The 26,296-nt window shown below is 65.8% G+C and carries 24 protein-coding genes and 2 tRNA genes; 15 read left to right on the top strand and 11 right to left on the bottom strand.

Annotated features, from left to right (window positions below; all coding sequences use genetic code 11):
• Window positions 1–57: 57 nt before the first annotated feature.
• From aroC to BM353_RS09945, 3 genes are read left to right on the top strand one after another with little or no spacing between them, the layout of a single operon-like run.
• Window positions 58–1,167, top strand: a complete 1,110-nt coding sequence (aroC, locus tag BM353_RS09935; RefSeq protein ID WP_092080167.1) for a chorismate synthase — start codon at window positions 58–60, stop codon at window positions 1,165–1,167.
• Complete coding sequence (locus BM353_RS09940; RefSeq protein WP_092080170.1) at window positions 1,151–1,759, top strand: uracil-DNA glycosylase family protein; 609 nt, start codon at window positions 1,151–1,153, stop codon at window positions 1,757–1,759. Before aroC ends, BM353_RS09940 begins: the two co-directional genes overlap by 17 nt.
• On the top strand, window positions 1,752–2,540 hold the full coding sequence (locus BM353_RS09945; RefSeq protein ID WP_092080172.1) for an SseB family protein: 789 nt from the start codon (window positions 1,752–1,754) through the stop codon (window positions 2,538–2,540). The genes BM353_RS09940 and BM353_RS09945 overlap by 8 nt, the downstream gene beginning before the upstream one ends.
• A gap of 2 nt (window positions 2,541–2,542) precedes the next feature.
• Here BM353_RS09945 and BM353_RS09950 read toward each other — a convergent pair whose 3' ends face one another.
• From BM353_RS09950 to BM353_RS09980, 7 genes are all read right to left on the bottom strand, one after another.
• Window positions 2,543–3,475: a 2-hydroxyacid dehydrogenase gene (locus tag BM353_RS09950; RefSeq protein WP_092080174.1), complete on the bottom strand. Its 933-nt coding sequence runs from the start codon at window positions 3,473–3,475 to the stop codon at window positions 2,543–2,545.
• A complete protein-coding gene (rodA, locus tag BM353_RS09955; protein WP_092080177.1) occupies window positions 3,472–4,620 on the bottom strand; it encodes a rod shape-determining protein RodA in 1,149 nt (382 codons plus the stop codon). Before rodA ends, BM353_RS09950 begins: the two co-directional genes overlap by 4 nt.
• Complete coding sequence (gene mrdA, locus BM353_RS09960) at window positions 4,617–6,536, bottom strand: penicillin-binding protein 2 (RefSeq protein ID WP_092080180.1); 1,920 nt, start codon at window positions 6,534–6,536, stop codon at window positions 4,617–4,619. The genes rodA and mrdA overlap by 4 nt, the downstream gene beginning before the upstream one ends.
• On the bottom strand, window positions 6,533–7,072 hold the full coding sequence (locus BM353_RS09965) for a rod shape-determining protein MreD (protein ID WP_143104145.1): 540 nt from the start codon (window positions 7,070–7,072) through the stop codon (window positions 6,533–6,535). The genes mrdA and BM353_RS09965 overlap by 4 nt, the downstream gene beginning before the upstream one ends.
• On the bottom strand, window positions 7,065–7,994 hold the full coding sequence (mreC, locus tag BM353_RS09970) for a rod shape-determining protein MreC (protein WP_092080186.1): 930 nt from the start codon (window positions 7,992–7,994) through the stop codon (window positions 7,065–7,067). The genes BM353_RS09965 and mreC overlap by 8 nt, the downstream gene beginning before the upstream one ends.
• Before the next feature lie 25 nt (window positions 7,995–8,019).
• Window positions 8,020–9,066 (bottom strand): rod shape-determining protein, encoded by a 1,047-nt coding sequence (locus BM353_RS09975; RefSeq protein ID WP_092080189.1) that lies wholly within the window; start codon window positions 9,064–9,066, stop codon window positions 8,020–8,022.
• Between the two features lie 149 nt (window positions 9,067–9,215).
• On the bottom strand, window positions 9,216–10,790 hold the full coding sequence (locus BM353_RS09980; protein WP_092080192.1) for a 2-isopropylmalate synthase: 1,575 nt from the start codon (window positions 10,788–10,790) through the stop codon (window positions 9,216–9,218).
• A 453-nt stretch (window positions 10,791–11,243) separates the two neighbouring features.
• On the opposite strand from BM353_RS09980, the gene BM353_RS09985 reads away from it, so the two are divergent.
• The 7 genes from BM353_RS09985 to BM353_RS10015 all read left to right on the top strand — a co-directional run bounded on the left by BM353_RS09985 (window position 11,244) and on the right by BM353_RS10015 (window position 18,269).
• Entirely contained in the window at window positions 11,244–11,909 is a 666-nt protein-coding gene (locus tag BM353_RS09985) for an SDR family NAD(P)-dependent oxidoreductase (RefSeq protein WP_092080194.1), read from the top strand.
• Between the two features lie 225 nt (window positions 11,910–12,134).
• Window positions 12,135–12,635: a type III secretion system chaperone family protein gene (locus BM353_RS09990; RefSeq protein WP_092080197.1), complete on the top strand. Its 501-nt coding sequence runs from the start codon at window positions 12,135–12,137 to the stop codon at window positions 12,633–12,635.
• Window positions 12,636–12,701: 66 nt separating this feature from the next.
• Window positions 12,702–13,517, top strand: a complete 816-nt coding sequence (gene proC, locus BM353_RS09995) for a pyrroline-5-carboxylate reductase (protein ID WP_092080200.1) — start codon at window positions 12,702–12,704, stop codon at window positions 13,515–13,517.
• Window positions 13,510–13,848 carry a tRNA-binding protein gene (locus BM353_RS10000; protein WP_092080202.1) on the top strand — a complete coding sequence of 113 codons (339 nt, stop codon included), beginning with the start codon at window positions 13,510–13,512 and terminating at the stop codon, window positions 13,846–13,848. The genes proC and BM353_RS10000 overlap by 8 nt, the downstream gene beginning before the upstream one ends.
• Window positions 13,845–14,795, top strand: coding sequence for a 2-hydroxyacid dehydrogenase (locus tag BM353_RS10005; RefSeq protein ID WP_092080205.1), 951 nt, complete (start codon window positions 13,845–13,847; stop codon window positions 14,793–14,795). Before BM353_RS10000 ends, BM353_RS10005 begins: the two co-directional genes overlap by 4 nt.
• A 71-nt stretch (window positions 14,796–14,866) precedes the next feature.
• Window positions 14,867–15,994, top strand: a complete 1,128-nt coding sequence (locus tag BM353_RS10010; RefSeq protein ID WP_092080208.1) for a beta-ketoacyl-ACP synthase III — start codon at window positions 14,867–14,869, stop codon at window positions 15,992–15,994.
• Between the two features lie 247 nt (window positions 15,995–16,241).
• The gene (locus BM353_RS10015; RefSeq protein ID WP_143104146.1) at window positions 16,242–18,269 is read left to right on the top strand and encodes an ion transporter; all 2,028 of its coding nucleotides are present in this window, start codon (window positions 16,242–16,244) and stop codon (window positions 18,267–18,269) included.
• A gap of 180 nt (window positions 18,270–18,449) precedes the next feature.
• Here the strand turns inward: BM353_RS10015 and BM353_RS10020 are convergent, their stop codons facing one another.
• Genes BM353_RS10020 through BM353_RS10030 form a run of 3 tightly spaced genes read right to left on the bottom strand, consistent with a single transcriptional unit; the run spans window position 18,450 to window position 21,162 of the window.
• Window positions 18,450–19,028, bottom strand: coding sequence for a thymidine kinase (locus tag BM353_RS10020; protein ID WP_092080215.1), 579 nt, complete (start codon window positions 19,026–19,028; stop codon window positions 18,450–18,452).
• Between the two features lie 44 nt (window positions 19,029–19,072).
• Window positions 19,073–20,443, bottom strand: a complete 1,371-nt coding sequence (locus BM353_RS10025; RefSeq protein WP_092080218.1) for an ATP-binding protein — start codon at window positions 20,441–20,443, stop codon at window positions 19,073–19,075.
• A complete protein-coding gene (locus tag BM353_RS10030) occupies window positions 20,440–21,162 on the bottom strand; it encodes a response regulator (RefSeq protein WP_092080221.1) in 723 nt (240 codons plus the stop codon). Before BM353_RS10030 ends, BM353_RS10025 begins: the two co-directional genes overlap by 4 nt.
• A 276-nt stretch (window positions 21,163–21,438) precedes the next feature.
• Here BM353_RS10030 and BM353_RS10035 point away from each other — a divergent pair, with 276 nt between their 5' ends.
• From BM353_RS10035 to BM353_RS10050, 4 genes are all read left to right on the top strand, one after another.
• Window positions 21,439–22,071 (top strand): EF-hand domain-containing protein, encoded by a 633-nt coding sequence (locus BM353_RS10035; RefSeq protein ID WP_092080224.1) that lies wholly within the window; start codon window positions 21,439–21,441, stop codon window positions 22,069–22,071.
• A gap of 258 nt (window positions 22,072–22,329) precedes the next feature.
• Window positions 22,330–24,432, top strand: a complete 2,103-nt coding sequence (locus BM353_RS10040; protein WP_092080227.1) for a putative bifunctional diguanylate cyclase/phosphodiesterase — start codon at window positions 22,330–22,332, stop codon at window positions 24,430–24,432.
• 83 nt (window positions 24,433–24,515) lie between these two features.
• Window positions 24,516–24,589 (top strand) — tRNA-Gly (locus tag BM353_RS10045).
• A gap of 182 nt (window positions 24,590–24,771) precedes the next feature.
• Window positions 24,772–24,848 (top strand) — tRNA-His (locus BM353_RS10050).
• Between the two features lie 30 nt (window positions 24,849–24,878).
• On the opposite strand, the gene BM353_RS10055 is transcribed toward BM353_RS10050, so the two are convergent.
• On the bottom strand, window positions 24,879–25,181 hold the full coding sequence (locus BM353_RS10055; RefSeq protein ID WP_092080230.1) for a DUF6476 family protein: 303 nt from the start codon (window positions 25,179–25,181) through the stop codon (window positions 24,879–24,881).
• Between BM353_RS10055 and BM353_RS10060 the strand changes: the two genes are divergently transcribed.
• On the top strand, window positions 25,180–26,211 hold the full coding sequence (locus tag BM353_RS10060) for an RluA family pseudouridine synthase (protein ID WP_092080233.1): 1,032 nt from the start codon (window positions 25,180–25,182) through the stop codon (window positions 26,209–26,211). The two genes, BM353_RS10055 and BM353_RS10060, sit on opposite strands and share 2 nt — an antisense overlap.
• Window positions 26,212–26,296: the final 85 nt, after the last annotated feature.

Consider the following 26,296-nt stretch of genomic DNA (forward strand, 5'->3'; position numbering starts at 1 on the left):
TCCGGGGGCATCTGCTAAGCGCGGCGGTGAATTCCACCCGCAGCAAGGCCCGCCCCCATGAGCATCAACACATTCGGCCATCTCTTTCGCGTCACCACCTGGGGCGAGAGCCACGGGCCCGCGCTCGGGGCGACAGTGGATGGCTGCCCGCCGCAAGTAGCGGTGGATGAAGCGATGCTTCAGCATTGGCTCGACCGGCGCAAACCGGGCACCAGCAAATACACCACCCAGCGGCGCGAGCCCGATCAGGTCCGGATCCTGTCGGGGGTCTTCGAGGGGAAAACCACCGGCGCGACGATCCAGCTGATGATCGAGAACACCGATCAGCGCTCCAAGGATTACGGCGAGATCGCCGAGAAATTCCGCCCCGGCCACGCCGACATCACCTATTGGCAGAAATACGGCATCCGCGACTATCGCGGCGGCGGGCGCTCCTCGGCGCGGGAGACGGCGGCGCGGGTGGCCGCAGGCGGGCTGGCGCGCGCGGCGCTGGCCGAGCTGGTGCCGGGGATCGAGATCCGCGGCTACATGGTCCAGATGGGCGCGGATCGGATCGACCGCGGCGCGGTGGATGAGGCCGAGATCGAGCGCAATCCCTTCTGGTGCCCCGATGCGGCCGCGGCCGCACGTTGGGCCGAGAGCCTCGATGGCTTGCGCAAATCCGGCAATTCGGTTGGCGCGGTGATCGAGGTGGTGGCGCGCAATGTCCCGCCCGGCCTCGGCGCGCCGGTTTATGGCAAACTCGACACCGATCTTGCGGCCGCGGCGATGTCGATCAACGCGGTCAAGGGCGTCGAGATCGGCGCTGGCATGGCCGCGGCGGAACTCACCGGGACTGAAAACGCCGACGAGATCCGCATGGGGCCGAATGGGCCGGAGTACAGCTCCAACCAGTCGGGCGGCGTCCTGGGCGGCATCTCGACGGGGCAGGAGATCGTGCTGCGCTTTGCCGTCAAGCCGACCTCCTCGATCCTCACCCCGCGCCGGACCATTACCAAATCGGGCGCAGAGACCGACATCGTCACCAAGGGCCGGCACGATCCCTGCGTCGGCATCCGCGCGGTGCCGGTGGGCGAGGCGATGGTGGCCTGCGTGTTGCTCGATCACCTGCTGCTCCATCGCGGGCAGGTCGGCGACCGGATGGGCGCGATTGGCCCCCGGGGCTGACAGCAGCGCGGGCTTGCGACAGGAGATTTCCGCCTGCCGCCTCTGCGCGCCGCGCTTTGCCGCGACGGCCACGGCCCATGCCCCCCGGCCCGTCGTCTGGTTCCGCAGCACCGCGCGGATTCTCATCGCGGGCCAGGCGCCGGGCGCGCGGGTCCATGCCTCGGGCCGCCCCTTCGACGATGCCTCGGGGGAGCGCTTGCGCGACTGGCTCGGGGTGGACCGCGAGACATTCTACGACACCGCCCGCATCGCCATCGTCCCGATGGGGTTCTGCTTTCCCGGCTATGACGCCAAGGGCAGCGACTTGCCGCCGCCGGCGATCTGCCGCCAGACATGGCACGACCGGGTAATGCGGAGCCTGCCCCACCTGGGGCTATCGGTGCTTGTGGGCGGCTATGCCCATCGCTACCACCTCGGGGTGAAGACCAGCGTGACCGACACGGTGAAGGGCTGGCGGGCGCATTGGCCCGCGCGCATCGCCGTGCCGCATCCCTCCTGGCGGAACACCGGCTGGCTGCGGCGCAACCCCTGGTTCGAGACCGACATCTTGCCCGCGCTTCGGCAGCGGGTCGCGGAGATACTGCATGACTGAGACACCGATTGACCACGCATTCGCCGCGATGGAGGCCGCCCCGGAGGACGGCGCGGCGCGGCTCAAGCTCTATGAGGCGATCGCCGACAGCGAGCTGTTGCTGCTGCTCGAAGAGGAGCCGGCGGGCGAGCGGATCACGCCGCAGGTCTTCGGGTTGAGCGATGGCGATGTGGTGGTGGTCTTCGACAGCGAGGAGCGGCTGGCGGAGTTTTCCGGCGAGGTGGTGCCCTATGCGGCGCTGCCGGGGCGGGCGATCATCGGCCTTCTTGCGGGGCAGGGGCTGGGGCTCGGGCTCAACCTCGGTGTCGCGCCGAGCCAGATCCTGTTGCCGCCCGATGTGCTGAGCTGGCTGACCGATCAGCTCGCCGCCCGGCCCGGCGCGGTGGTCGAAGAGATCGCGGCCTTCGAGCGGCCCGAGACCGTGCCGGAGGCGTTGATGGCCTCACTGGCCGCGCGGCTGGCGGCGGCGGCGCGGCTGGCGGCGGGGGCCTGGCTGGTCGATGCGGTCTACCGCTCGGGCCGGCGGGCCCATTGCCTGATGATCGCAGGCCCGGCGCAGGGCGCGGAAGAGGCGCTCTCGGGCGCGATCAACGAGGCGTCGGTCTTTTCGGGGATGGAGGGCGAGCTGCTCGATGTGGGCTTTCTCGCGTCGGACGATCCGCGCCTGCCGGACATTCGCGCGGTGGGCCACAGCTTCGACATGACCCCGCCGCCCGTCGATGTTCCCGACGGCCCGACTGCGCCGGGGATGGATCCGGACAAGCCGCCCCGGCTGATCTGAGCTCAGTAGCCCGCGGCGCGGTCCACCAGATGGAGGAAGGGCTCTTCCGCCTCCCCGCGGCGCACATTCTCGGCGATCACCCGGCTCGCGGTGGGCGGGCGCGTCTCCGACGAGATATGCGGGGTCACGGTCACGCCGGGGTGGGACCAGAACGGATGCTCTTCGGGCAGCGGCTCGACGTGGAACACATCGAGCGTGGCGTGCGAGACCTGCCCGCTGTCGAGCGCGCGCAGCAGGGCCTCGTCATCCACCAGCGCCCCGCGCCCCGAGTTCAGCAAGACCGCCCCCTTGGCCAGCAGCGCGAAGGTCTCGTCGGTCATGATGTGCCGCGTGCCGGGCGTTGAGGGCAGCAAGAGGGAGACGATCTGCGCCCCCTCGAGCGCGGCCTTGAGGCCGTCCTCCCCCGAAAAACAGGTGACACCCGGAATATCCTTGGGTGACCGGCTCCAGCCGCGTACCGGGAAGTGCAGCCCGGCGAGGGCGCGCGCGCAGGCCGACCCGAGAGCGCCAAGGCCGAGCACCGTCACCGGGCGGTCGGGCGCGAGCGGGGGGATGATCCGCGACCACGCGCCACCCAGCCCGTGGATATAGCGGTCCATGCCGATGTGGTGGCGCAGGGTGTGGCCCGTGACCCATTCCACCATCGCCTGCTCCATGCCCGGATCGACCATGCGCGCGAGCGGCTGGGTCAGCGTGGCATTCCGGGTGACGTTCTCCACCCCGGCCCAGAGGTTCAGCACCGCCTTGCAGCGGGTATAGGGCGTGAAATCCTGCAGGGTCGAGCCCGGGCTGTAGACGATGTAATCCACCTCTTCAGGCGGCAGGTCGGTTTCGAGGGTGATCCCGCCCAGCCCCGTCTCGGCAAATGCCGCGCGCAGGAGGGGCGCATAGACCGGCCAGAGTTTCGTCTCGGCGGCGAAAAGTACGTTGGTCATGACGGGGTCCTTGGTCTGTGAACATGCGCGCTCTGGACGAGCCCGAAAGCCCCCATCAACACCAGCATCGCCGAGCCGCCATAACTCACCAGCGGGAGCGGCACCCCCACCACCGGGGCGAGCCCCATGACCATCGACATGTTGACGGCGAAGAAGAGGAAGAAGGTCAGCGCGATGCCAAGTGTCAGCAGCGAGGCGAAGCGGTCGGCATTGCGCAGGGCGCTCGCCACGCAAAAGCCCACGATCAGCACGTAAAGCAGCAGCAGCGACATGCCGCCGATGAAGCCGAACTCCTCGGCCAGCGTGGTGAAGATGAAATCGGTGTGTTTTTCGGGCAGGAAGTTGAGCCGCGATTGCGTGCCCTGCATGTAGCCGCGGCCGGTCCAGCCGCCGGAGCCGAGCGCGATTTTGGACTGGGTGATGTGATAGCCGGTGCCGAGCGGGTTCTTGCCGGGGTCGAGGAAAGTGTCGATCCGGTCGAACTGGTAGTCCTTGATGAGTTGCCAGCTTGTGCCGCGCGATTGCAGAACGGCCGTGACCGCGCCGACGCCCGCGGCGATCACCACGGCGAAATACCCCCAGTGGACACCCGCGAAGAACATGATCCCGCCGCCCGCGATCATCAGCAGCAGCGCGGTCCCGAGGTCGGGCTGTTCGAAGACGAGCAGGGTCGGCAGGGCGATGATGATCACCGGGATCACGATCCACAGCGGGCGCGACACCTTGTCGACCGGGAGCCAGTCGTAATAGGCCGCCAGCAGCATCACCAGCGTGATCTTGGCCAGCTCCGAAGGCTGGAGCCGCATGAAGCCGAGATCGATCCAACGCTGCGCGCCGCCGCCGCTGTCGCCGATGAACATCACCGCAAGCAGCAGCAGGAGCGAGCCGGTGAAGGCCACCGTGGCCATGTTGCGCCAGAACCAGATCGGGACCATCGCGACGAAGATCATCACGAATAGCCCCAGCACGAACCGCTTCATCTGGGGCTCGGCCCAGGGCGAGAAGCTGCCGCCCGCGACGGAGTAGAGCATGAGGAACCCCACGCCGCTCACAGCCGCGATCAGCAGGATCAGCGCCCAGTTGAGATAGAGCAGCTTCGACAGGCCCGTGGGCGTCGACTTGAGGTTGTACTCCAGATAGCTCACGCGCGGTCCCTCGCGGTGGGCGCGATGCCGGGGCGTTTGCGGCGCAGCTCCTCCTGCATCTGCTCGATGCGCTCGCGGTCGCCCGCGGGATAGGCCGAGAGCGGCGGCGCCTCGCCATAGAGTGCCTGCAGTGTGATGTCGCGCGCGATCGGGGCGGCCGCGGTGGAGCCGCCGCCGCCGTGTTCCACCACCACCGAAACCGCGATGCGCGGGGCATCGAACGGCGCGAAGTTGACAAAGAGCGCGTGGTCGCGCTGCTCCCACGGCACGTCCTCGTTGCGGACCACCTGGCTGCGGACCTGCGCGGTGCCGGTCTTGCCGGCCATGCGCATCTCCTCGGCGATGATGCGCGAGCGGTAGGCGGTGCCGCGGCGGTGGTTCGAGACTGCGAACATGCCCCGGCGGATGTGGCGCAAGTTGTCCTGCGAGAGGCCCAGATCTTCACCCGCGCCATCGGGCTGGGGCACACCGTCGAGCCGCGAGATCAGCCGCGGGGTGACCGAGCGCCCCGTCGCGAGCCGCGCGGTCATGACCGCGAGTTGCAAGGGCGAGGTGAGGATGAGCCCCTGACCGATGGAGGCGTTCACCGTGTCGCCGATGACCCACTCCTGACCCCGGTTGATACGCTTCCATTCCTTGTCGGGCATGAGGCCCGAGGTCTCGGCCGACATCGGCACGCCGCTGCGCGCGCCGAGCCCGAGCTTGCGCCCGACCTCGGCGATCCGCTCGATCCCGACCCGGAGCGCGAGATCGTAGAAGTAGACGTCGCAGCTTTCGCGCAGCGAGGTGTTGAGGTCCATCGTCCCGTGCCCGCCGCGTTTCCAGCAGTGGAACCGCCGCCCGCTGACCTCCATGTGCCCGGGGCAATAGACCGTGTCGTTGGGCCCGGCGATGCCCGCCTCCAGCGCGGCGAGCGCGGTCACCATCTTGAAGGTCGAGCCCGGCGGGTAGGCGTCCTGCACGGCCTTGGAGGCGAGGGGGCGGTGGTCGTTGTCGCGCAGCTGGGCGTAATCGGCGACGCTGATGCCGCGCACGAAGAGGTTGGGATCGAAGCTCGGCGCCGAGGCGATGGCCAGCAGATCGCCGGTCTGGCAATCGAGCACAACGGCCGAGGCGCTTTCCGTCCCGAGCCGGCTCTGGACGAAGGACTGGAGCTTGTGGTCGATGGTCAGCTGGATGTTGTTGCCCGGCGTGCCCTCGCGCCGGTCGAGCTCGCGCATGACGCGGCCGATGGCATTGACCTCGACATGTTTCGCGCCGGCCTCGCCGCGCAGCGTGTCCTCGAGCTTGGCCTCGACGCCCACCTTGCCGATCTGGAACCGCGGGATCTGGAGCACCGGGTCGGGCTCTTCGTATTTTGCAAGATCGCGCGGGCTCACCGGGCCGACATAGCCGACCACGTGGGCGAAATCCTCACCCATCAGATAGCGGCGCGAGAGGCCGACCTCGGGGGTGATGCCGGGCAGGGCAGGGGTGTTGACCGCGATCCGGCTCACCTCCTCCCAACTCACCCGGTCCGCGATGGTCACCGGCAGGAAGGGGCGGCTTTTCTTGATCTCGGCCAGCGCGCGGTTGATGTCATCGGGGTCAAGCTCGATGAGCGACGAAAGCTCGCCGATCACCCCGTCCACATCGCCCGCGTCCTCGGGCACGAGGATGATGCGATAGGCCGGCTCGTTGACGGCGATGGGCGTCCCGTCCCGATCGAAGATCTGACCGCGCGAGGGCGGCAGGAGCCGGACCTTGACGCGGTTTTCCTCCGCCAGAAGGCGAAACCGGTCGGCCTGTTCGACCTGCAGATGGCGCATCCGGAAGCCCAGTAGCCCGGCAAAGGCCAGCTGGGCGCCGCCCATGATCAGCCCCCGCCGCGAGATGCGCCGGGTCGAGAGTTGGGTATCGCGCGCGGTGCGTTTCACGACAGCCGCCCCATCGCGGCGCCATCGCCGGGCACCAGTTTGCGCACGCCGAGCACGTAGTGGCTGAAAGCGGCGACGAAGGGGTAGGCGAGGATCGTGGCCGCGGTCTGGATCAGCGAGAGCGAAACGCCGGGCCGATCGATGAAGAAGAGCGAGAGCGCCGCGTGATAGGCCAGCGTGATCCCGGCCAGAAGGATCGAGCATTGCAGCCATTCCTGCGAGAAGGGCGCGGTGCGGAAGCCGGGCGCGTGCGCGCGCAGCCATTCGGCCGCGAGCAGGATGAGCAGCGGGCGCAGGCCCGGCGGATGCTGGTAGAGCAGGTCGGCCATGAGGAAGACCCCGGCGATCATCAGCGCGGGCAGGTAGTCGGGGCGGCGCACCACCCAGGCAAAGCTCAGCGCCAGCAGCAGGTCCGGCGGGGCCCAGCCGCGCGGCACGGTCGAGACCGGCAGCAGATGCAGGAAGACGATCAGCGCGGCGCAGCCGAGAAAGAGCGCGCGCATGCCCCAGATTTTCGCGCGAGGGGCCTCAGTCATCGCCAGCCTCCGCAAGCGGGGCTGCGGCATCGGCGGCATCGGGGGCTACGCGCACCGCCTCGCCTTCGGGCAGGATCAGCCCGCCGGGATCGGTGAGCGGCGCGATCGGCAGGCTGCGCAGAACCCGCAGGAATTCGAGCCGCTCCAGATCGGCCGCGAGGCGCGTGCGCATCCGCCCCGAGGGATCAGCCGCGATCCGGCCGATTAGCAGGTTGTCGGGGAAGACATCGCCATCGCCCGAGGTCATGACCTGATCGCCGGGGCGCACCAGATCCGGGTTTTCCAGAAACTCGATGAGGGGCGCGGCGGAATTGTCGCCCTGTAGGATCGCGCGTTGGCCCGACGGCTGGATCGTCACCGGCACGCGGGAGTTGCTGTCGGTCACGAGGATGACGCGCGAAATCTCCTGGCCCACGCCGGAGATGCGGCCCACGAGCCCGGCGCCGTCCATCGTCGCCCAGCCGTCGCGGATCCCGTCGCGCGCGCCCACGTTGAGCAGCACCGATTGGCGGAAGGGCGAGCCGCTGTCGGCCATGACCACCCCGGTGACCTTGGTCAGACGCGGGTCGAGCCGGACGTTGTTGAGATCAAGCAGTTTGGCGTTTTCCTGTTCGAGCTGCAGCGCTGCTTCCTTCCAGGCGCGCATCTGTTGCAGCTCGCGGCGCAGGTCCTGGTTCTGCTGGTAGACGCGGCTGTAGCTTTGGAAATCTCGCAGGATGTTGACCGAGGCCGTGACTGGCGCCATCGCCCAGTCGAAGCCCGGGATCACCCGGTCGATCACCGCCATGCGGAAGCGCTCCACCCGCGGGCTGTCGATGCGCCAGACCAGAAAGACGGCGAACAGGCACAGCGCGAGAATACCGATCAGCAGCCGTCGGATCGGGCGGGTGTAGTCTTCGCTGTTGGTGCCTGTCTTGGCCACGCGGCTCCCTCGTCTGGGACGGGTCTCAGCTGTCGTAGTCTATCACATGCCGGAGCTGTTTTTCATACTCCAGCGCCTTGCCGGTGCCGAGCGCGACGCAGTTGAGGCTCTCGTCGGCGACGGAGACGGCAAGGCCGGTCTCTTCGCGCAGGGCAAGGTCAAGCTCGCCCAGAAGCGCGCCGCCCCCGGTCAGCATGACGCCCCGGTCGACGATATCGGCGGCAAGGTCCGGCGGCGTGGTTTCCAGCGCGGTCATGACCGCCTCGCAGATTGCCTGCACCGGTTCGGCCAGCGCCTCGGCCACCTGGGCCTGGCTGATCTCGATCTCCTTCGGCACCCCGTTCAGAAGGTCGCGCCCCCGGATCTGCATCACCGCGCCGCGCCCGTCATTGGGCATCCGCGCGGTGCCGATGGTGGTCTTGATCCGCTCCGCCGTGGCCTCGCCGATCAGGAGGTTCTGCTGGCGGCGCAGATAGGAGACGATCGCCTCGTCCATCCGGTCGCCGCCGACGCGCACCGAGCGCGCATAGACGATATCGCCCAGCGACAGGACTGCGACCTCGGTCGTGCCCCCGCCGATGTCGACGACCATGTTGCCGGTTGGGTCGGTGATGGGCATGCCCGCACCGATGGCCGCGGCGATGGGCTCGGCGATGAGCCCCGCGCGGCGCGCGCCGGCCGAAAGGACCGATTGACGGATCGCCCGCTTTTCCACCGGCGTCGCACCGTGGGGGACGCAAACGATGATCTTGGGCTTGGAAAAGGTGGTCCGTTTGTGAACCTTGCGGATGAAGTGCTTGATCATCGCCTCGGCGGTGTCGAAATCGGCGATGACCCCTTCGCGCATGGGGCGGATCGCCTCAATCGAGCCCGGCGTGCGGCCGAGCATCAGCTTGGCGTCCTCGCCCACGGCGAGCACCTTTTTCACCCCGTCCTTGACATGATAGGCGACCACCGACGGCTCGCTCAGGATCACGCCGCGCCCTTTCACATAGACGAGGGTGTTCGCCGTACCGAGGTCGATTGCCATGTCGGAGGAGAACAGTCCGCCAAGATTTCCCAGGATTGCCATGAAGCGCCTCACGCATTGGTCGTTGGATCCGCGACTCGGGACAGAGGCGCGGACCGTGGCTTTTATAGGTGGCGCGCGCCGAGGTTGAAAGGCCTCCTCGGGCGGCAATCAGCGCAATCACGCTGGTGTGTGCTGGCGGCGGGCGCCGGTCAGGAGACGTCCTTGTAGGATACTTCGCGCCGGTCGGTGCCGGGGCCGGTCTTGTCGCGCCGCACCAGCAGCCGGTTGAGCGCGTTGACATAGGCCTTGGCGGAGGCGACGACCGTGTCGGTATTGGCCGACTGGCCGGTGGCGATCATGCCGTCTTCCTCCAGCCGAACGCTCACAGTCGCCTGCGCATCGGTCCCCGCCGTGACCGCCTGCACCTGATAGAGCTGGAGCCGGGCCGCGTTGGGGAAGATCTTGCGCACGGCCTTGAAGGTCGCATCCACCGGCCCGTCGCCCTCTTCGGTGGCGATGTGCTCTGCGCCGTCGACTTCCATCTCCAGCGTGGCTTCCGCCGGGCCGCCCGTGCCGCAGACGACCTTGAGCGAGATGACCTGAAGCCGGTCCGCCTCGGCCTCGGGCGCGGCGCTCACCAGCGCGACGAGGTCCTCGTCATAGACCTCCTTCTTGCGGTCGGCGAGCTCCTTGAACCGGACGAACACATCCTTGAGCTGGTTGTCGCCCAGCTCGAAGCCGAGGTCCTTGAGCTTGGCCCTGAGCGCCGCGCGCCCCGAGTGCTTGCCCATGACGAGGTTGGTCTCCGACAGGCCCACATCCTCGGGCCGCATGATCTCGAAGGTCTCGGCGTTTTTGAGCATCCCGTCCTGATGGATGCCGCTCTCATGGGCGAAGGCGTTCTTGCCGACGATGGCCTTGTTGAACTGGACCGGGAAGCCCGACACTGTCGCGACGCGGCGCGAGATATGCATCAGGCGCTTGGTCTCGATCCCGGTCTCGTAGGGCATGATGTCGCCGCGCACCTTGAGCGCCATGACGACCTCCTCCAGCGCGGTGTTGCCCGCGCGCTCGCCAAGGCCGTTGATCGTGCACTCGATCTGGCGCGCGCCGCCCTCGACCGCGGCCAGCGCGTTGGCCGTCGCCATGCCGAGATCGTTGTGGCAGTGGGTGGCAAAGACCACCTCGTCGGCGCCGGGCACCGCCGCGATCAGCCGGCGAATGAGATCGGCGCTCTCGCGCGGCGCGGTGTAGCCGACCGTATCGGGGATGTTGATCGTCGTGGCGCCCGCCTTGATCGCGATCTCCACCACGCGGCAGAGGTAATCCCACTCGGTGCGCGTCGCATCCATCGGCGACCACTGGACATTGTCGCACAGGTTGCGCGCGTGGGTCACGGTCTCGTGGATGCGCTCGGCCATCTGGTCCATGTCCAGATTGGGGATCGCGCGGTGCAGCGGCGAGGTGCCGATGAAGGTGTGGATGCGCGGGCTCCTGGCATGGCGCACCGCCTCCCAGCAGCGGTCGATATCGGCCAGATTGGCGCGGGCAAGGCCACAGATCGTCGAGCCTCGGGCCTGTTTCGCGATCTCGGAGACGGCGCGGAAATCGCCCTCCGAGGCAATCGGAAAGCCCGCCTCGATGATGTCCACGCCCATCTCGTCGAGAAGCCCGGCGATCTCCAGCTTCTCCTCATGGGTCATGGTCGCGCCGGGGCTTTGCTCGCCGTCGCGCAGGGTGGTGTCGAAGATCAGAACGCGATCTTTGGTCACGGTATCGGTCATGTCGGTATCTCTTTTATTCCCAAGCCTCTTGGCGCGAACCGGTTCTCCCTCGAGCACGTCGCGCCACGGGGCACGCTCAAGGGCGGCTTAGGCGTAGGGCAAGCGGACGGACCCGTGCGGCGGGGCGCGGGATCGCGGGGGCGATATGGTCTGTCCGTGTCATGGCGGCGATTTATACAGCGCTCCGGTTAAAAGAAAAGGGGGGATCGCGAATCCGCTTTCCCCTTGGCGCGCCTCGTCTCAGGGAAGGCATTGGACAGGGGGTCGGGCGGGCAGCGGGTCGGCGCGCCGGGTTTTTGTGACTCTGATCTACAGCAGGTGGGACGATGAAGGCGATTTCCACGTCTGGCGCACTTGCGGCTCATTGCCGTTGCCTTGGGCACAGGGCCGCAGCCGCGACCTCCCGCCGCCCGACGCGCTCGATTTTCGCCTTTCGCGCCCTAGCTCCCGCACATGACGCGCGCCCTGATCATCGGTGAGAGTGGTGGCATCGGCGGGGCCGTGGCCGCCGCCTTGCGCGCGCGGGGCGATGAGGTCACCGGCCTGTCGCGCGCCACCCACGGGCTTGACCTCACGGACGAGGCCACGGTGCGCGCGCATCTCGCTGCGCTGGATGGGCCCTTCGAGCTGATCTTCGTCGCCACCGGCGCGCTGGAGATCGCGGGTGCCGTCCCGGAAAAATCGCTCGACGAGATCGACCCGGAGACGCTGCTGGGGCAATACGCGCTCAATGCCGTGGGCCCCGCGCTGCTGCTCAAGCACGGCTGGCGCCTCCTGCCGCGCGAGGGCCGGTCGGTCTTTGCCGTGCTCTCCGCCCGGGTCGGCTCGATCGGGGACAACCGGCTGGGCGGCTGGTACGGCTACCGCGCCGCCAAGGCCGGGCTCAACCAGATCCTGCACAGCGCCGCCATCGAGATCAACCGTCGCCGGCGGGAGGCCATCGTCGCCGCGCTCCACCCCGGCACCGTGCGCACCGAATTCACCCGCGCCTACGCCGACCGCCACCCCACGGTCTCGCCGGGGGAGGCCGCGCGCAACCTGCTGGCGGTGATGGACGGGCTAACCCGGGCGCAAAGCGGCGGGTTCTACGACTGGGCGGGCCACGAGGTCCCGTGGTGAGCCAGATGCCGTCTGGCCCCTAGCGTCAATTCGCCGATATTGATGAAGTTTTCAAGTCATCCACAATTTATCGCGGTTATCCCCAAGATTTTGCTTTACAGCCCCTCCACCTTGCCCCCACCATATGTGGTAAGGAGACCGGAAAGACCCGCGTCTTCTTGCGTAGGCACCGAGCGCTAGGGGCGCTGCCATGCTCCTCTCGCTAGTCAAAAAAGAGGTGACCAAATGGCATTGTCCGAGCAGTATCTTGAAGAAGACCTTCATCCCATCGACATCGTCGAAACCCTCGCCGAACATCACGAGTGGGAGTTCGACCGCGTGGCCGACGATCAGATCGCCATGGCTGTCGAGGGGCGCTGGCGTACCTATTCCATCACGCTCGCCTGGTCGGGCTATGACGAGACGCTGCGCATGGTCTGCAGCTTCGAGATGGAGCCGCCGGATGAGACCGAAAGCGTGCTCTTCGAGCTCTTGAACGCGGTCAACGACCAGTGCTGGAGCGGGGCCTTCACCTGGTGGTCGGAGCAAAAGCTGATGGTCTATCGCTACGGGCTCGTGCTCTCGGGCGGCCAGATGGCCAGCCCCGATCAGATCGCGACGCTGATCCGCGGCGCGGTGCTCAATGCCGAGCGGTTCTACCCCGCGTTTCAGCTTGTCTCCTGGAGCGGCAGCACCCCGAAAGAGGCGCTGCAGGTTGCCATTGCGGAAGCCTACGGCCGGGCTTAAGGTCGCAAGGACGCACGAAAGTTTCGGGCCGCAATCGCTTGCGGCCCGCTGTTTTGGAGGGGCTTTATGGCACTGGAAGAGGTCTCCCGCAGGGGGCTCGTGCTGCTTGGTTGCGGCCGGATGGGGACGGCGCTGCTCAAGGGCTGGCTGGAGCGCGGGCTCGCACCAGGCGCGGTCACGGTGCTCGATCCGGCGCCGGCCGATTGGCTGGCCGAGGCCGGGGTGCGGGTGAATGCGGCGCTGCCCGCGGACCCCGCGATCGCGATGATCGCCGTCAAGCCGCAGATGATGGGCGATGCGCTGCCGGCGTTGCAGGCGCTTGGGAATGGTCGCACGCTCTTCGTCTCCATCGCCGCCGGAACGCCGATTGCCCAATTCGAGGAAAGTTTCGGCTCCGAGACGCCCATCGTGCGCTCGATGCCCAACACGCCCGCCGCCATCGGCAAGGGTGTCACGGCGATGATCGGCAACGATGCTGCCCGCGCGCAGGATCTCGACCTCGCCGAAGAGCTGCTCGCGGCGGTGGGCTCGGTCGTCCGGCTGGAGCGCGAGGATCAGATCGACGCGGTGACCGGGGTGAGCGGCTCTGGCCCGGCTTATGTCTTTTACATGATCGAGTGCCTGGCTGCGGCCGGGGAGGCCCAAGGGCTCGCGCCCGACCTGGCGCTGGAGCTTGCCAAGGCCACGGTCGAGGGCGCGGGCGCGCTGGCCGCCGGCGCCGCCGAGCGCCCCGCGACCCTGCGCGACAATGTCACCAGCCCCAACGGCACGACCCAGGCCGGGCTCGCGGTCCTGATGGACGAAGGCGCGGGCCTGGCCCCTCTCATCGCCCGGACCGTGGAGGCCGCGACCGCGCGGTCGAAGGAATTGGCGAATGGCTGAGATCGGGTTCGACGATTTTCAGAAGGTCGACATCCGGGTGGGCGAGGTGCTCCGCGCCGAACCGTTCCCCGAGGCGCGCAAACCCGCGATCAAGCTCTGGGTCGACCTTGGCCCCGAGATCGGGACGAAGAAAAGCTCGGCCCAGATTACGGTCCATTACAGCCCCGACGATCTCGTCGGGCGCCGCGTATTGGCCGTCGTGAACTTTCCGCCCCGCCAGATCGGACCCTTCATGTCCGAGATACTGGTGCTGGGCGTGCCGGACGAGAACGGGGAGGTCGTTCTCATCGCGCCGGATATGGACACACCGATTGGAGGACGGATGTTTTGACACGGATTTTCATCTCAAGGCCCTTGCCCGAGCGCGTGATCGCGGAGGCCCGCAAGCACTTCGACGTGGAACTGCGCGAGAAGACGACGGCGATGTCGCCCGCGGAAATGCGCGCCTCGCTCGCGCTCTATGACGGGGTGCTGCCGACGCTCGGGGATCTCTACAGCAAGGAGATTTTCGAGGAGGGCGGCCATCGCTGCAAGCTGCTGGCCAACTTCGGCGTGGGCTACAACCATATCGACGTGGATGCCGCGCGCGCGCACGGGATCGCCGTCAGCAACACACCCGGCGCCGTGACCGACGCCACCGCGGACATCGCGCTCATGCTCATGCTCATGACCTGCCGCCGCGCGGGCGCAGGCGAGCGGATGGTGCGCCGGGGCGACTGGGAGGGCTGGCACCCGACGCAGATGCTCGGCCTGCACATGTCCGGCAAGACGCTCGGCATCATCGGCATGGGCCGCATTGGCCAGGCCATCGCCAAACGCGCCCATTTCGGCTTCGGCATGAAGGTGGTCTTCCAGAACCGCTCGCCGAAGTCGGTGGAGTTCCCCGCCGAGCAGCTCGGCTCCATCGCCGACGTCGCGGCCGCGGCCGATGTGGTCGTCGTGGCGCTGCCGGGCGGGGCAGAGACCCATCACGTTATCAACGCGGATGTCTTCGCGGCGATGAAACCCACCGCGCATTTCGTCAACATCGCGCGGGGCAACATCGTCGATGAGGCCGCGCTTGTCGCCGCGCTGGAGGCAGGCCAGATCGCGGGGGCAGGGCTCGACGTCTACGAGTTCGAGCCCGAGGTGCCCGAGGCCCTGATCAAGCGCGAGAACGTGACGCTCCTGCCGCATCTCGGCACGGCGGCGCTCGAAGTGCGCGAGGACATGGGGATGATGGCGGTGGAGAATCTCCGGGCCTTTTTCACCGGTGAGGAGCTTCCGAACCCGGTCTGACAGTGAGGGCAAGTCTTGACCCCCGGGCCATGTCCGGGGCAAGACGACGCACCTGGTTCTCGGAGTTAGTCATGTTTCAGCCCGCCATCACCGGCAGCGGTGTCTTCACGCCGGACGCGGTCATCACCAACGAAGAGCTGGTCACGGCCTACAACGCCTATGCCGAACGGCAGAACGCCGCGAATGCCGGCGCCATCGCCCGCAACGAGGTCGCGGCGATGCCGCTCTCAAGCGCGGAGTTCATCGTCGGCGCAAGCGGCATCGAGCGGCGGTTTGTACTCGACAAGACCGGCGTGCTCGATCCCGAGATCATGCATCCCGTCCTGCCTGAGCGCACCGATGACGAGCCATCCGTCATGGCGGAGATGGCGATCAAGGCCTGCAATCTGGCGCTCGCGGCGGCGGGGCGTGAGGCGGCGGAGGTCGATCTGGTGATCTGCGCGGCTTCCAACCACGAGCGCGCCTACCCGGCCATCGCGGTGGAGATTCAGGACCTCATCGGCGCGGGCGGCTTTGCCTTCGACATGAACGTGGCGTGCTCCTCGGCGACCTTCGGCATTCAGGCCGCCGCCGACATGATCCGCACCGGAAGCGCCCGCCGCGCCATCGTGGTGAACCCCGAGATCTGTTCGGCCCATGTGGAATGGCGCGACCGCGATTGCCACTTCATCTTCGGCGACGTGTGTACAGCGGTGGTGATCGAGCGCGAGGAGGAGGCGAAAGGCCCCCATTTCCGCATCCGCTCCACCCGCTGCGCGACGCAGTTCTCCAACAACATCCGCAACAACAACGGCTTCCTGCGCCGCACCCGCACCACCGGCCAGGACCTGCCCGACCAGCGCGACATGCAGTTCATGCAAAACGGCCGCAAGGTCTTCAAGGAAGTGCTCCCGCTCGTCTCGGCCCATATCCTCAGCCACCTCGAGGACGAACACCTCTCAGCAGACAACATCCACCGCCTCTGGCTGCATCAGGCCAATAAATCGATGAACGACTTCATCGGCAAAAAGGTCCTCGGCCGCACCCCCGAAGCGGGCGAACAACCCAACATCCTGCAGGACTACGCCAACACCTCCTCCGCAGGCTCAATCATCGCCTTCTCACAATACTCCCAAGACTTCGCCCCCGGCGACCTCGGCGTGATCTGCTCCTTCGGGGCAGGGTATTCGGTGGGGTCTGTGTTGGTGGAACGGGTTTAGGCGGCAGGCCGGAGTTCGAACAGATCATGGGCTCGTGGCCAAGGGTCTACCCGCGCCGCGTCATTGTAAGGCTGATTGGCGGACGAAAAGTGAATTCGCTGCAGTTGTGCCAAGGTCGGCTTTCCAGGCGAAAGACGAAAGGTGTTGTGTTTGGGCAAAGGACGGCCGACACTCGCTTCGGATGAAGGTTGAAAATTGCATTCATTTGTGCATTCTTGCACCATCTTCTTGAAGTAATGGTTTTTCAATGCTTCTCATTCTTTGCTTTTTAGCCGTAGTCACTGCATTGACTTCAGTTATGCTATTCCATCCTCCTTCTTCTGCTTGGCTTCAAGCGCGAGATGACGCCATCCGATCAAAACCAGTACCCGAGTATTTTCGCGACAGTTGGTTGCTTCGGCAGCTCTACCCGTCAACAAGAAAAAGTAAAATGCCTCCAGCGGACAAGGTGCTGATCTGCGTCATCCTGTTTGGTGTCGTACTAGTGATCTACGAGATCGGCACAATTCTATCAATCCTTCCCGAAGACGAATCAATGATCGCCTATGCGACATGTTTTCTAGTGTTGATTTTCGTTTTCGAGTTCGTTTTGCGATTTTGGATGAAGGGCTTCGCATATATGCTGCCATGGGGTGGGATCGACCTTTTGGTAATCTTGGTTGACTTCGCCACTATCATCATTTTCTTTGATCTTTTTGCGAGCCTACCCTTTGGGAAAGTCCTCAGCGTTAACTCCCCGGAGGGTGCTGCTGTCTTGAGATTGCTACGCGTAGCTCGGCTGTTCCGATCGCTGAAATTGGTGCGATATGCTTTTGAGAAGCAACGCCGCGTCCTATTCTGGCGAAGTGTATTGCCACACGTGAAAGCACTCTTGGGCTTGACTCTCATAATCCTGACGATCGTTTTCTTGTTCGGTTGTGTGATCAGCATCGCAAGAAGCCAGAGCCCTATCGAAGGCTGGAAGGCAATAATTTCCCAGGTTTTCAATAATCTAGGCGGCGGCAAGGGTAGCGAGCCTTTCGCATTAGCGGCCGCCGTTCTTATTATTGCTGCGATCGCCAATATGATTGCTATCTTTTATGCGCCCATTATGGAGAGGATCAGGATTGAACAGAGGAGCATCGAAAACCTTGATCTACTTGAAGGTCACGTAATCGTTTGCTTGAACGATGCAGACAAGTACGAAGGTTTCCTAGAGGAGCTCTTTTATGTTTTCAATCGGTCGGCAGACAGACAGGTTTTTATGCTTGAGGACGGCGCAGAAGATATCGATTTGTCAGGTTGGCAAAACATATCCAAGATTCGAGGAGACAAACAGGACCCAGGAACGTGGAGGCGGTGTGCGGCCAGTTCTGCGGATGCCCTTGTCCTTCTCGGAACCCACGATCTTCTTAAGGAATCGGACTTCCACAACTTCATGTGTCCCGGAGGACGGCGTACGGGCGGTCGAGCGGTTATTTTCAACATAGTAAACGAGGGAGAAGGTTACCTCCGCAAGCAACTGGGACCACACGCGGATATAATTCAAATTCAACTCGACAGTCTTATTCAGGTGATCGAGCGGAACGCATGGCGAAGAAATTCGTTGCAATTTGCGTACTTACACAAGCTGACTGATGAGTTTGAGGATGTGGTTGAGTTTCCCGACTTGAGCGCTTTCTCGGGACAAGAAGAAGCGGCCGAGATTTTTCGTGGTTTACTTCAGGAGGCGCTTGGTATCGAAGTGGTTCGTCGAGGCAACAATCTGCTCTTGGACCTTACTTCGGCGAGCGATGCGTCAGACGATGTGCCAGAAGAATTACTCGAATTTCGTAGGCTCGAAACGGTCATTTCAGCGATTAACCAGCACCCAAATCTGGCGTCAGAGTCATGCGTTTTTGCTTACGTAGCGGCGTTCGAGCTTATCGATCGAAATGCAGACCTTTCCAACAACCCAGACGCACACCTTTCTGTGTTCGCAATAGAGTTCGCCGCGGCACTATCATTGTTTCATGAATTGATTTCGCCTGGGGTTCTGAAAGGTTGGTTCTCGAACTGGGACGACGTTGCCAATGTTAATGAAGGTTCAAACATCACCTTCACAGCGCTGCAAAAGCGGCAACGATTGATGTCGCCTGAAGGCTTGGCCAAGCGGCTAGCGCTCTCAGACGAGCAAACGGTAGTTGGACTTTTGGATGCTGAAGGTAAACTGACGGTCACCACTCGGAGCTCGAACCGGTTCGGCAAAAACAAGAGCGACTACGCGATAGTTCTATCAGCGCCTCCACAGGGATGAGCAATCAGGCACGAAAACACTCTTCTGAGGAAGTTTGACTTTCTGTTGATAGCAGATCGACAAAGCGCGGTTCAGCACCAAGCAATATGGTCTCAAAACGGTCATTAGACAACATTTGCCAATGCTTCAAACGATTATTCAAAATTGTTGCCAACCTAACCGTCCCAACCGCTCCAGCCCCTAATCCCCGACCGCCTCCCGCCAGTGGCGTCGGCAGAGGCTGACGTAGGTCTCATTACCGCCGATCTGGACCTGGCCGCCTTCGGTGAGGACGGTGCCGTCCGGACCCATGCGGACGACCATGGTGGCCTTGCGGCCGCAGTGGCAGATCGTGCGGACTTCGCGCATTTCGTCGGCGAGGGCCAGCAGGGTGGCCGAGCCGGGGAAGAGTTTGCCGCGGAAATCGACGCGCAGCCCGTAGCACATGACCGGCACGCCGAGGTCGTCGACCGCGCGGGCGAGTTGCCAGACCTGTGGCTCGGTCAGGAATTGCGCTTCATCGATGAAAACACAGGCGACGGGTCCTGCGGCAAGCTGGCTTTCGATTCGGGCGAAGAGGTCGTCTTCCGGGGTGAAGGTGTCGGCCTCGGCGCCGATGCCGATGCGCGAGGCGATCTGGCCTGCGCCCGCGCGGTTGTCGAGGTCCGCCGTGAGCAGATAGGTCTCCATCCCGCGTTCGCGGTAGTTGTGCGAGGCTTGCAGGAGCACCGTCGATTTGCCGGCGTTCATGGTCGAGTAGTGAAAATAGAGCTTGGCCATGGGCTTTCATCGCCCCGCTCCGCGCCGGATGCAAGGCCGCGCGATCATCGGGGGGCGGTGGGGAGGCGCAGCGTGGCCTGCAAGCCGCCACCGGGGCGGTTGGCCAACTCCAGACGGCCGCCGTGGCTCTCGGCGACCATGCGCGCGATCGCGAGGCCGAGGCCCGCGCCTCCGGTGTCGAGATTGCGGCTTTCCTCGCCGCGCACGAAGGGCTCGACCATCCCGGCCATCCGGTCCTCCGGGATGCCCGGGCCGCGATCCTCGACCGACAGGAGCGCCTCGTCGCCGTCCAGTTCAAGAACGAGCCGGGCCTCCGAGGCATAGCGCGCGGCGTTGTCCAGCAGGTTGCCGATGGCGCGGCGCAGGGCGACGGGGCGGCCCCGGAGCCGGGCCTCGGCGCGCAGATCGAGGGGGATGTCCCGCGCCGCGGCGATCTCCTGCAAGAACGCGCTTGCCGCGATCTCCTCGGGGGCCTCGCTCTCGACGGCGCCCCTGGCGTAGGCGACGAGCCCCTCGGCCATGATCGTCATGTCATCGAGCGTGCGGATCATCGCCTCGGCCTCGGGCGTGTCGATCAGCTCGGCGCGCAGGCGCAGGCTGGTGATCGGCGTGCGCAGGTCATGGCCCACGGCAGCGAGGAGGCGCATCCGTTCGGCGTCGAACCGGGCGATGCGGGCCTGCATGTCGTTGAAGGCCTCGGCCGCGGCGCGCATCTCCCGCGCGCCGGTTTCGGCCACGCGGATGCTGCGATCCCCCCGGCCGGCGGCGCGCGCGGCGCGGGCAAGCGCGGCCAGCGGCTGGGTCAGGTAGCGGATGAAGAGCAGCGCGACGGCGAGCACGGCGACGAGCGAGGCGCCGAGCAGCAGCAACACGACCTCCTGTTGCAGATCGCGCGCGGGCCGGGGCGGGGCCGCGGAGAGGATGTTGAGCCAGCGGCTCTCCTGCCCGCGCGTTGCGGTCAGCTCGATCGAGATGGCCACGGCGCGGCGCGGCAGGCGTTCATTCCCGCGCCAGCGCTGATCCTCGGCGTTGGGCCGTTCCATGATCCGCACCCGGATCCGGCGGCCGGGCAATTCGGCGGAGAGCTCTTCGACAATCGCGCGCGCGCGGGCATCGCCGGAAGGGCGGCGCACCAGAGCCGCGTCATCGATCGAGACCCGGGCGAGGCGGGTGGAGCTGTCGCGCGCCACCTCGCCGCGCAGCGACGGGTCCAGCGCCTCGATGACCGGCACCAGCGAGATGATCCGCTCGGTTTCCAGCCGGTCGAGCGTCTGGCGATCAAGCCGCGTGCGCTCGCTCTGCAGGGCCGCGAGCGCGATCAGGTTGGCGATCAGCAGCGCGCCGACCAGCAGCAGCGCGAACCGCGCCGCGAGCCCGTCGGGCAGCAGCCTGGAGGCCCAGCCCCGCGTGCTCATGCGCCGGTCTCGGAGACATCCGCCGCCAGCAGGTAGCCGCCGCCCCATTCTGTCACCAGCAGCTCCGGGCTGCGCGGGTCGGCCTCGATCTTGCGGCGCAGGCGGCTGATGGTGTTGTCGATCGCGCGGTCATAGGGTTTGGCGTCCCGCCCCTGGGTGAGGTCGAGCAGGCGCGCGCGGCTGAGCACGGTGCGCGGGTTGTCGAGAAAGACGGTGAGCAGGCGGCTCTCGCCGGTGGTGAGCGGGGTCTCGCGGCCCGCTGCGTCGAGCAGCTTGTGCGCGCCCGGGTCATGCTGCCATCCGGCAAAGGCGCGTATGCGGCCCGGCACCTCGGTCTCGGGTTGGGGCGCCCGGCGCAGCACGGCGCGCACCCGCGCAAGCAGCTCACGCGGGTTGAACGGCTTGACCACATAGTCATCCGCCCCCAGCTCCAGCCCGACGATGCGGTCCGTCTCATCGGCCATCGCCGTCAGCAGGATCACCGGCGGCCCACCCCGCGCCACCAACCAGCGGCAAAGGCTCAGCCCGTCTTCGCCCGGCATCATCACATCGAGGATCACGAGCGCGATCGCCGCCTCCTCCAGCGCCACGCGCGCCTCGGCGGCATTGGCCGCCAGCCGGGTGCGCAGCCCCTGTTTGGTCAGGTACTGGCCCAACGGCTCGCGGATGTCGCGCGCATCGTCAACGATGAGGATCTGGGGGCTCGGGGTCTCGGTCATGGGCGCTGCGGGCTCTGATGCGGTCTCTGGCGCTCAACCTAAGGCCGCCCGCCCCGCCGGCGCCAGCCCCGTTCTGACCGGGAAACGCGAGAAGTTTGTCGCAAACCTTGTCAGCCGCCCGGTCTGAGACGCGGCGCGACAAAACCCCGCTGGCGGTGACACACATCCGCGGGCCACAACGCCTAGGTGAGTGTCACCGGGCAGCACTGCCCCGGCAACGACGCCCCAGACGGGCACCACGCCTAAAAAAGGCACGCCAAGTAAAGGATTGTACTCATGACCAAACGCACCCTCATTCCCGGCCTCTTCCTCATCGCGGCTGTCAGCGTCTCCGGCGCGGCCATCGCCACCGCACAGAGCGCCACCGACACGGCGCCGCAAACCACCGAAATGCCCGCCGACGGATCCAACGGCGGGCCCGAACGGCCCTTCAAGGCTCAAATGCTCAAAGACCATGACAGGACCCGCGATCATGACCGCGGCGAGCGCGGCGACCGTGGAGACCGGGGCGAGCGCGGCGAGCGCCGTGGCCCGGGTGGCTTCGGCAAGAAAGGCGCGCGCATGGGCGGGTTCGGCCCGATGGGCGTGAACGTCGCCGCGATCTTCGCCGAGATCGACGCCGACGGTGACAAATCCATCACCCAGGCCGACATCGATGCCTATCGCGCCGACAAGGTGGCCTCGGTCGATGCCTCCGGCGACGGGGCGCTCGACATCGAGGAATTCGACGATCTGTACCGCAGCTTCACCCGCGAGCGCATGGTCGACATCTTCCAGGTCTTCGATGCCGATGGCGACGGCAGCGTCTCTTCGGAAGAACTCGACGCACGGCTCGGGAACGTGGTTGAGCGCATGGACCGCGACGACGACGGCGCCCTGACCCTGCAGGACCGCGCCAAACGCCGCTGACCCAGGCTCTCATTCGGCGTGCCATTGTCCCTCGAAAGCGTGGCGCGCCGATCCTTGTCGGAGCGGGTATCCGGGCCCGCTCCGGCATTTATCGGTTCATGCGTGCGAAACACGCGATCTGAACAGAGGCCCCGCGCCGCGCCGCACCAGGGGGCAAATCCTCACCAATCTTAAACGATTTAGCCCTAGCACCATTTATCAGTAAGACTTTTCCTGGCCGCTTTTGCTGCTCGGCACCTGTTTTGAAGTAACAAGTACATGGAGAACCTGGTGTCAGGACAAGACCCAGCCATCGGTTCCCCGGAGCAGTCCGGGCGCGAGCGCTGCGATGCAGACATCGACGCCCGCGTCTCCATCGGGCTCTTGCAAATCGCCTACAAGAACAACCTTGCCAATATCGGCGTCAACCTCATCGCCGGGCTCGGCGTCATCGCCATCATCATCAGCTATGGCGGCGCGATCGCCGAGATGGTGCCCTGGATCGCGGCCCTGACGGCCTTGACCGTCATCCGGGCAATCGCGACCGCCATCGACCTGCGATGTCTGCACGGCGAAGAGCCGCTCTCGCCAAAACGCCTGCGCTGGATGATCGCCACCTATGCCCTCGGGCTCTCGCTGGGCTGGGTGCTCTGGACCGCGCTCACCTACATCGCCATGCAAAGCGATATCGTGGCGGTGCGGTTCACCGCCCTGATCGTGATCTCGGCGCTCGCGGCCGGCGCGACCGGCATTCTCGCGCCGGTGCTGACCATCGGCCGGGCCTACATCTTCATGATGCTCCTGCAGGGCTCGCTCCAGCTCGCCCTGAGCCCGGAGCGCGATATCGTGCTGGCCATACTCGGCATCGTCTTCGCCATCGTGATGCTGGTCAGTCACAGCAACAATCATCAGGTGCTACGCCGCTCGCTGCGCCTTCAGTTTGAAAACAGCGCGTTGATCGGCGATCTGACCGATCAGCGCAGCAAGCTGGAGGAGCTCAATTCCTCGCTCGAAGAGCGCGTCCAGCGGCGCACGCGCGAACTCAAGCGGCTCTCCGAAAATGACGGTCTGACCGGCATCTACAACCGCCGCGGCATCCTCGACTGGGTCGACAGCCGCTATGGCGCGGTCGAGGAGGGCCACGCGTACCTGTGCGTCTTCATCGATCTCGACCGGTTCAAACAGATCAACGACGGGATGGACCACGCGGTCGGGGATCGGGTGCTCGTGGAGGTCGCCAACCGGCTGCGCGTGGCGGCGCCCAAGGACGCGGCCCTCTGCCGGTGGGGCGGCGATGAGTTCGTGCTGCTCATCGAGCTCCCCGAGGAGGTCTGCCACGAGGCGGGCGCCGAATTCATCGAGGCGGTCCGCCCGCAGGTCGAAGACACCATGAGTATCGACGGGCGCGAGCTTCAGGTGGGCTTCAGCGCGGGCATGTCGATTTCCGGGCCCTCGCCTGATGCGGTGCGGGAATCGATTCGTTCGGCGGACCTTGCCATGGCCGAAATCAAGCGCCGGGGGCGGGGCGGGGCGCGCTATTTCTCCGAAGAGCTCTTTGCCGAGCAGAAGCGCAATTTCCTGATCGCGCAGCGGCTCAAACATGCGGTGAGCTACCGCGAATTCTCGCTCGCGTTCCAACCCATCGTTTCGGCTCGCGCGGCGCAGGTGGATTCCTGCGAGGTGCTGCTGCGCTGGTCGACCCCGAGCATCGGCCCGGTTGGGCCGGACGAGTTCATCTCCATTGCCGAGGACACTGGCGACATCGTGGCAATAGGCGAATACGTCCTCGATACGGCCTGCGCGGCCATGACATCGGGGATTATTTCGCGCGCGGTTCCCACGGTCGCGGTGAATGTCTCGCTGCGCCAGCTCGTCTCCCAGAAATTCTCCAGCCGCGTGCGCAGTATCCTCGACAGCCATGGGATGCCCGCGAGCAAGCTGATCCTTGAAGTGACCGAGAACATCTTCGAAGACCGCAACCGCGAGGTGGTGGCCTGGGTGCTGCACGAGCTCTCCGACATGGGAATCGCCGTTCACATCGACGATTTCGGGACCGGCTACTCCTCGCTCTCGCGCCTCAACGAGATGCCGATCGCCGCGCTCAAGATCGACAAGTCCTTCGTTCAGAACATGAGCAAGCAGGAGACGGCTATCATTCAGGGCAGCGTGATGATCGCGGACCGGTTCAATATCGAAACGATCGCCGAAGGGGTCGAGACGCTCGAACAGGCGCGCAAGCTTCAGGCGATGGGGGTCACCAGCCTGCAGGGGTATTTCTTCGGAAAACCGCGGCCGAGCTTCGGCGCGAAGGAATATTCGGAGGCGATGTCGGGGCTTCGCCTGCTGCACGACTCGGATATTTCGGTTTTCGACGCGCGCTGAGCGCGGCGCCCCAGCCGGATCGGAAAGCCGCCCGCCACGACTTGACGAAGCGCCGGCCATAAAATACCACCCTGACCTACGACGCGGGTATAGCTTAATGGTAAAGCCCCTGCCTTCCAAGCAGGCTATGTCGGTTCGATTCCGTCTACCCGCTCCAGATCCGCCCGGCCCTTTGGGGCGCTTGGGCTCTGTTTCTCGCCAGTGCCGATTGCATCCCCGAGCTGCAAATTTCGTCAATAATCCGCGACGGATTGGTCTTGCAGCCTCAAATGCTCCATGCTAGCTACCCGCACGGTTCCGGAGGAGGGCGGCGACGCCTTCGACGATCCGGGCTTTCGTGCCGCCTTAGCTCAGTTGGTTAGAGCGCTGGATTGTGGATCCAGAGGTCCCCTGTTCAAGCCAGGGAGGCGGTACCATTCCCCCCAGCCCGACATGACAGACGCGCCTCAGGGTGTGATCTCGATGCGTTGGCGCAGCGCGCCAGAGGTTGCGTCAAAGATCAGGATCTCCTGCGCGCCCGTCACCACCGCGTACCAGCCGCGCCCGCGGGTGAAGGCCTCGGCGACCGTGCCATCGGGCAGGGCGATGCTGTCGGGAAAGGGAGGGGCGCTTTGCGGTAAACGGATGACAAGCAGCGTGATCAGCACTATGACCCCGCCGATCATCACCGTGGTCAACACCGTCACCAGCCGTTTGAGAAAGCGCAGCGTGGCGGCGTCCTCGGGGCTCAGAGGGGGCTCATCATCCATGTCCGATACCCTTGTGGAATTCGTCATCGCGGCCGATCCGCCGCCGCGACTTGATAAGGCACTGGCGCGCGATGTGCCAGAGAGCGCGTCGCTGTCGCGCAGCCGGTTGGTGCGGCTGTTGGCCGACGGGGCTGTCGCGGTCAACGGCGCGGTGGTGCGCGCGCCAAAAGCACGGGTGGCCGAGGGCGATGCGGTCGCGATCACCGTGCCCGTGGCCGAGGACAGCCATATCCTGCCCGAAGCCATCGCGCTCGACGTGGTGTTCGAAGACGCGGATCTCATCGTCATCAACAAACCGGCGGGCATGGTCGTGCATCCTGCGCCCGGCTCGCCCTCGGGCACGTTGGTCAACGCGCTGCTCCACCATTGTGGCGATGCGCTCTCGGGGGTGGGGGGCAAGAAACGGCCCGGGATCGTGCACCGGATCGACAAGGAGACCTCGGGGCTTCTGGTCGTGGCCAAGAGCGACCGGGCGCATCACGGGCTCGCGGCGCAGTTCGAGAAACACCACGTCGAGCGGCTCTACCGCGCGCTCTGCTACGGGGTGCCGGATGCGGGCGATCCGCGGCTGCGAGGGATGCGGGGCGTGAGTTTCGAAAGCGGCGGGATCATGAAGATCACCGCCAATCTCGCGCGTCACCCGGCGGATCGGCAGCGCCAGGCGGTCGTGCAATCGGGCGGGCGGCACGCGGTCACGCGGGCGAAGGTGCGCCGCGCGTTTGGCGGCGGGGCGCTGGCCGAGCTTGATTGCTGGCTGGAGACGGGGCGGACGCATCAGATCCGCGTCCATATGGCCTATGCCGGCCACAGTCTGCTGGGCGATCCGGTCTATGGCGGCCGGCGCGTGCTGGCCAAAACGGCGCTGACCCCCGAAGCCGCCGAGACCCTGCGCGCCTTCCCGCGCCAGGCGCTTCACGCGGCAACCCTGGGCTTTGCGCATCCGGTGAGCGGGGAGATGCTCCGCTTCGAGGCGCCCCTGCCGGCGGACATGGCCGGGCTGATCGCCGCGTTGGAGGCCGGGGCGGGCTGAGCCGGCCCCCCGGGCCCGGGTTCGGAACCAATCCCGCGCCAACCCGTTGCTCTTGCAAGGCCGCAAACGGGTGCACTGTTACAGG

This window comes from Poseidonocella sedimentorum, from assembly GCF_900116005.1.
Classification (GTDB): Bacteria; Pseudomonadota; Alphaproteobacteria; order Rhodobacterales; family Rhodobacteraceae; genus Poseidonocella; species Poseidonocella sedimentorum.

Bases quoted from the DNA above. Each gene is read 5' to 3' on its own strand.
- aroC (WP_092080167.1), top strand. From the start codon at position 58: ATGAGCATCAACACATTCGGCCATCTCTTTCGCGTCACCACCTGGGGC.
- BM353_RS09945 (WP_092080172.1), top strand. From the start codon at position 1,752: ATGACTGAGACACCGATTGACCACGCATTCGCCGCGATGGAGGCCGCC.
- BM353_RS09950 (WP_092080174.1), bottom strand. From the start codon at position 3,475: ATGACCAACGTACTTTTCGCCGCCGAGACGAAACTCTGGCCGGTCTAT.
- BM353_RS09965 (WP_143104145.1), bottom strand. From the start codon at position 7,072: ATGACTGAGGCCCCTCGCGCGAAAATCTGGGGCATGCGCGCGCTCTTT.
- BM353_RS09975 (WP_092080189.1), bottom strand. From the start codon at position 9,066: ATGGCAATCCTGGGAAATCTTGGCGGACTGTTCTCCTCCGACATGGCA.
- BM353_RS09980 (WP_092080192.1), bottom strand. From the start codon at position 10,790: ATGACCGATACCGTGACCAAAGATCGCGTTCTGATCTTCGACACCACC.
- BM353_RS09985 (WP_092080194.1), top strand. From the start codon at position 11,244: ATGACGCGCGCCCTGATCATCGGTGAGAGTGGTGGCATCGGCGGGGCC.
- BM353_RS09990 (WP_092080197.1), top strand. From the start codon at position 12,135: ATGGCATTGTCCGAGCAGTATCTTGAAGAAGACCTTCATCCCATCGAC.
- proC (WP_092080200.1), top strand. From the start codon at position 12,702: ATGGCACTGGAAGAGGTCTCCCGCAGGGGGCTCGTGCTGCTTGGTTGC.
- BM353_RS10000 (WP_092080202.1), top strand. From the start codon at position 13,510: ATGGCTGAGATCGGGTTCGACGATTTTCAGAAGGTCGACATCCGGGTG.
- BM353_RS10010 (WP_092080208.1), top strand. From the start codon at position 14,867: ATGTTTCAGCCCGCCATCACCGGCAGCGGTGTCTTCACGCCGGACGCG.
- BM353_RS10015 (WP_143104146.1), top strand. From the start codon at position 16,242: ATGCTTCTCATTCTTTGCTTTTTAGCCGTAGTCACTGCATTGACTTCA.
- BM353_RS10020 (WP_092080215.1), bottom strand. From the start codon at position 19,028: ATGGCCAAGCTCTATTTTCACTACTCGACCATGAACGCCGGCAAATCG.
- BM353_RS10025 (WP_092080218.1), bottom strand. From the start codon at position 20,443: ATGAGCACGCGGGGCTGGGCCTCCAGGCTGCTGCCCGACGGGCTCGCG.
- BM353_RS10030 (WP_092080221.1), bottom strand. From the start codon at position 21,162: ATGACCGAGACCCCGAGCCCCCAGATCCTCATCGTTGACGATGCGCGC.
- BM353_RS10035 (WP_092080224.1), top strand. From the start codon at position 21,439: ATGACCAAACGCACCCTCATTCCCGGCCTCTTCCTCATCGCGGCTGTC.
- BM353_RS10040 (WP_092080227.1), top strand. From the start codon at position 22,330: ATGGAGAACCTGGTGTCAGGACAAGACCCAGCCATCGGTTCCCCGGAG.
- BM353_RS10060 (WP_092080233.1), top strand. From the start codon at position 25,180: ATGTCCGATACCCTTGTGGAATTCGTCATCGCGGCCGATCCGCCGCCG.
- BM353_RS10055 (WP_092080230.1), bottom strand. From the start codon at position 25,181: ATGGATGATGAGCCCCCTCTGAGCCCCGAGGACGCCGCCACGCTGCGC.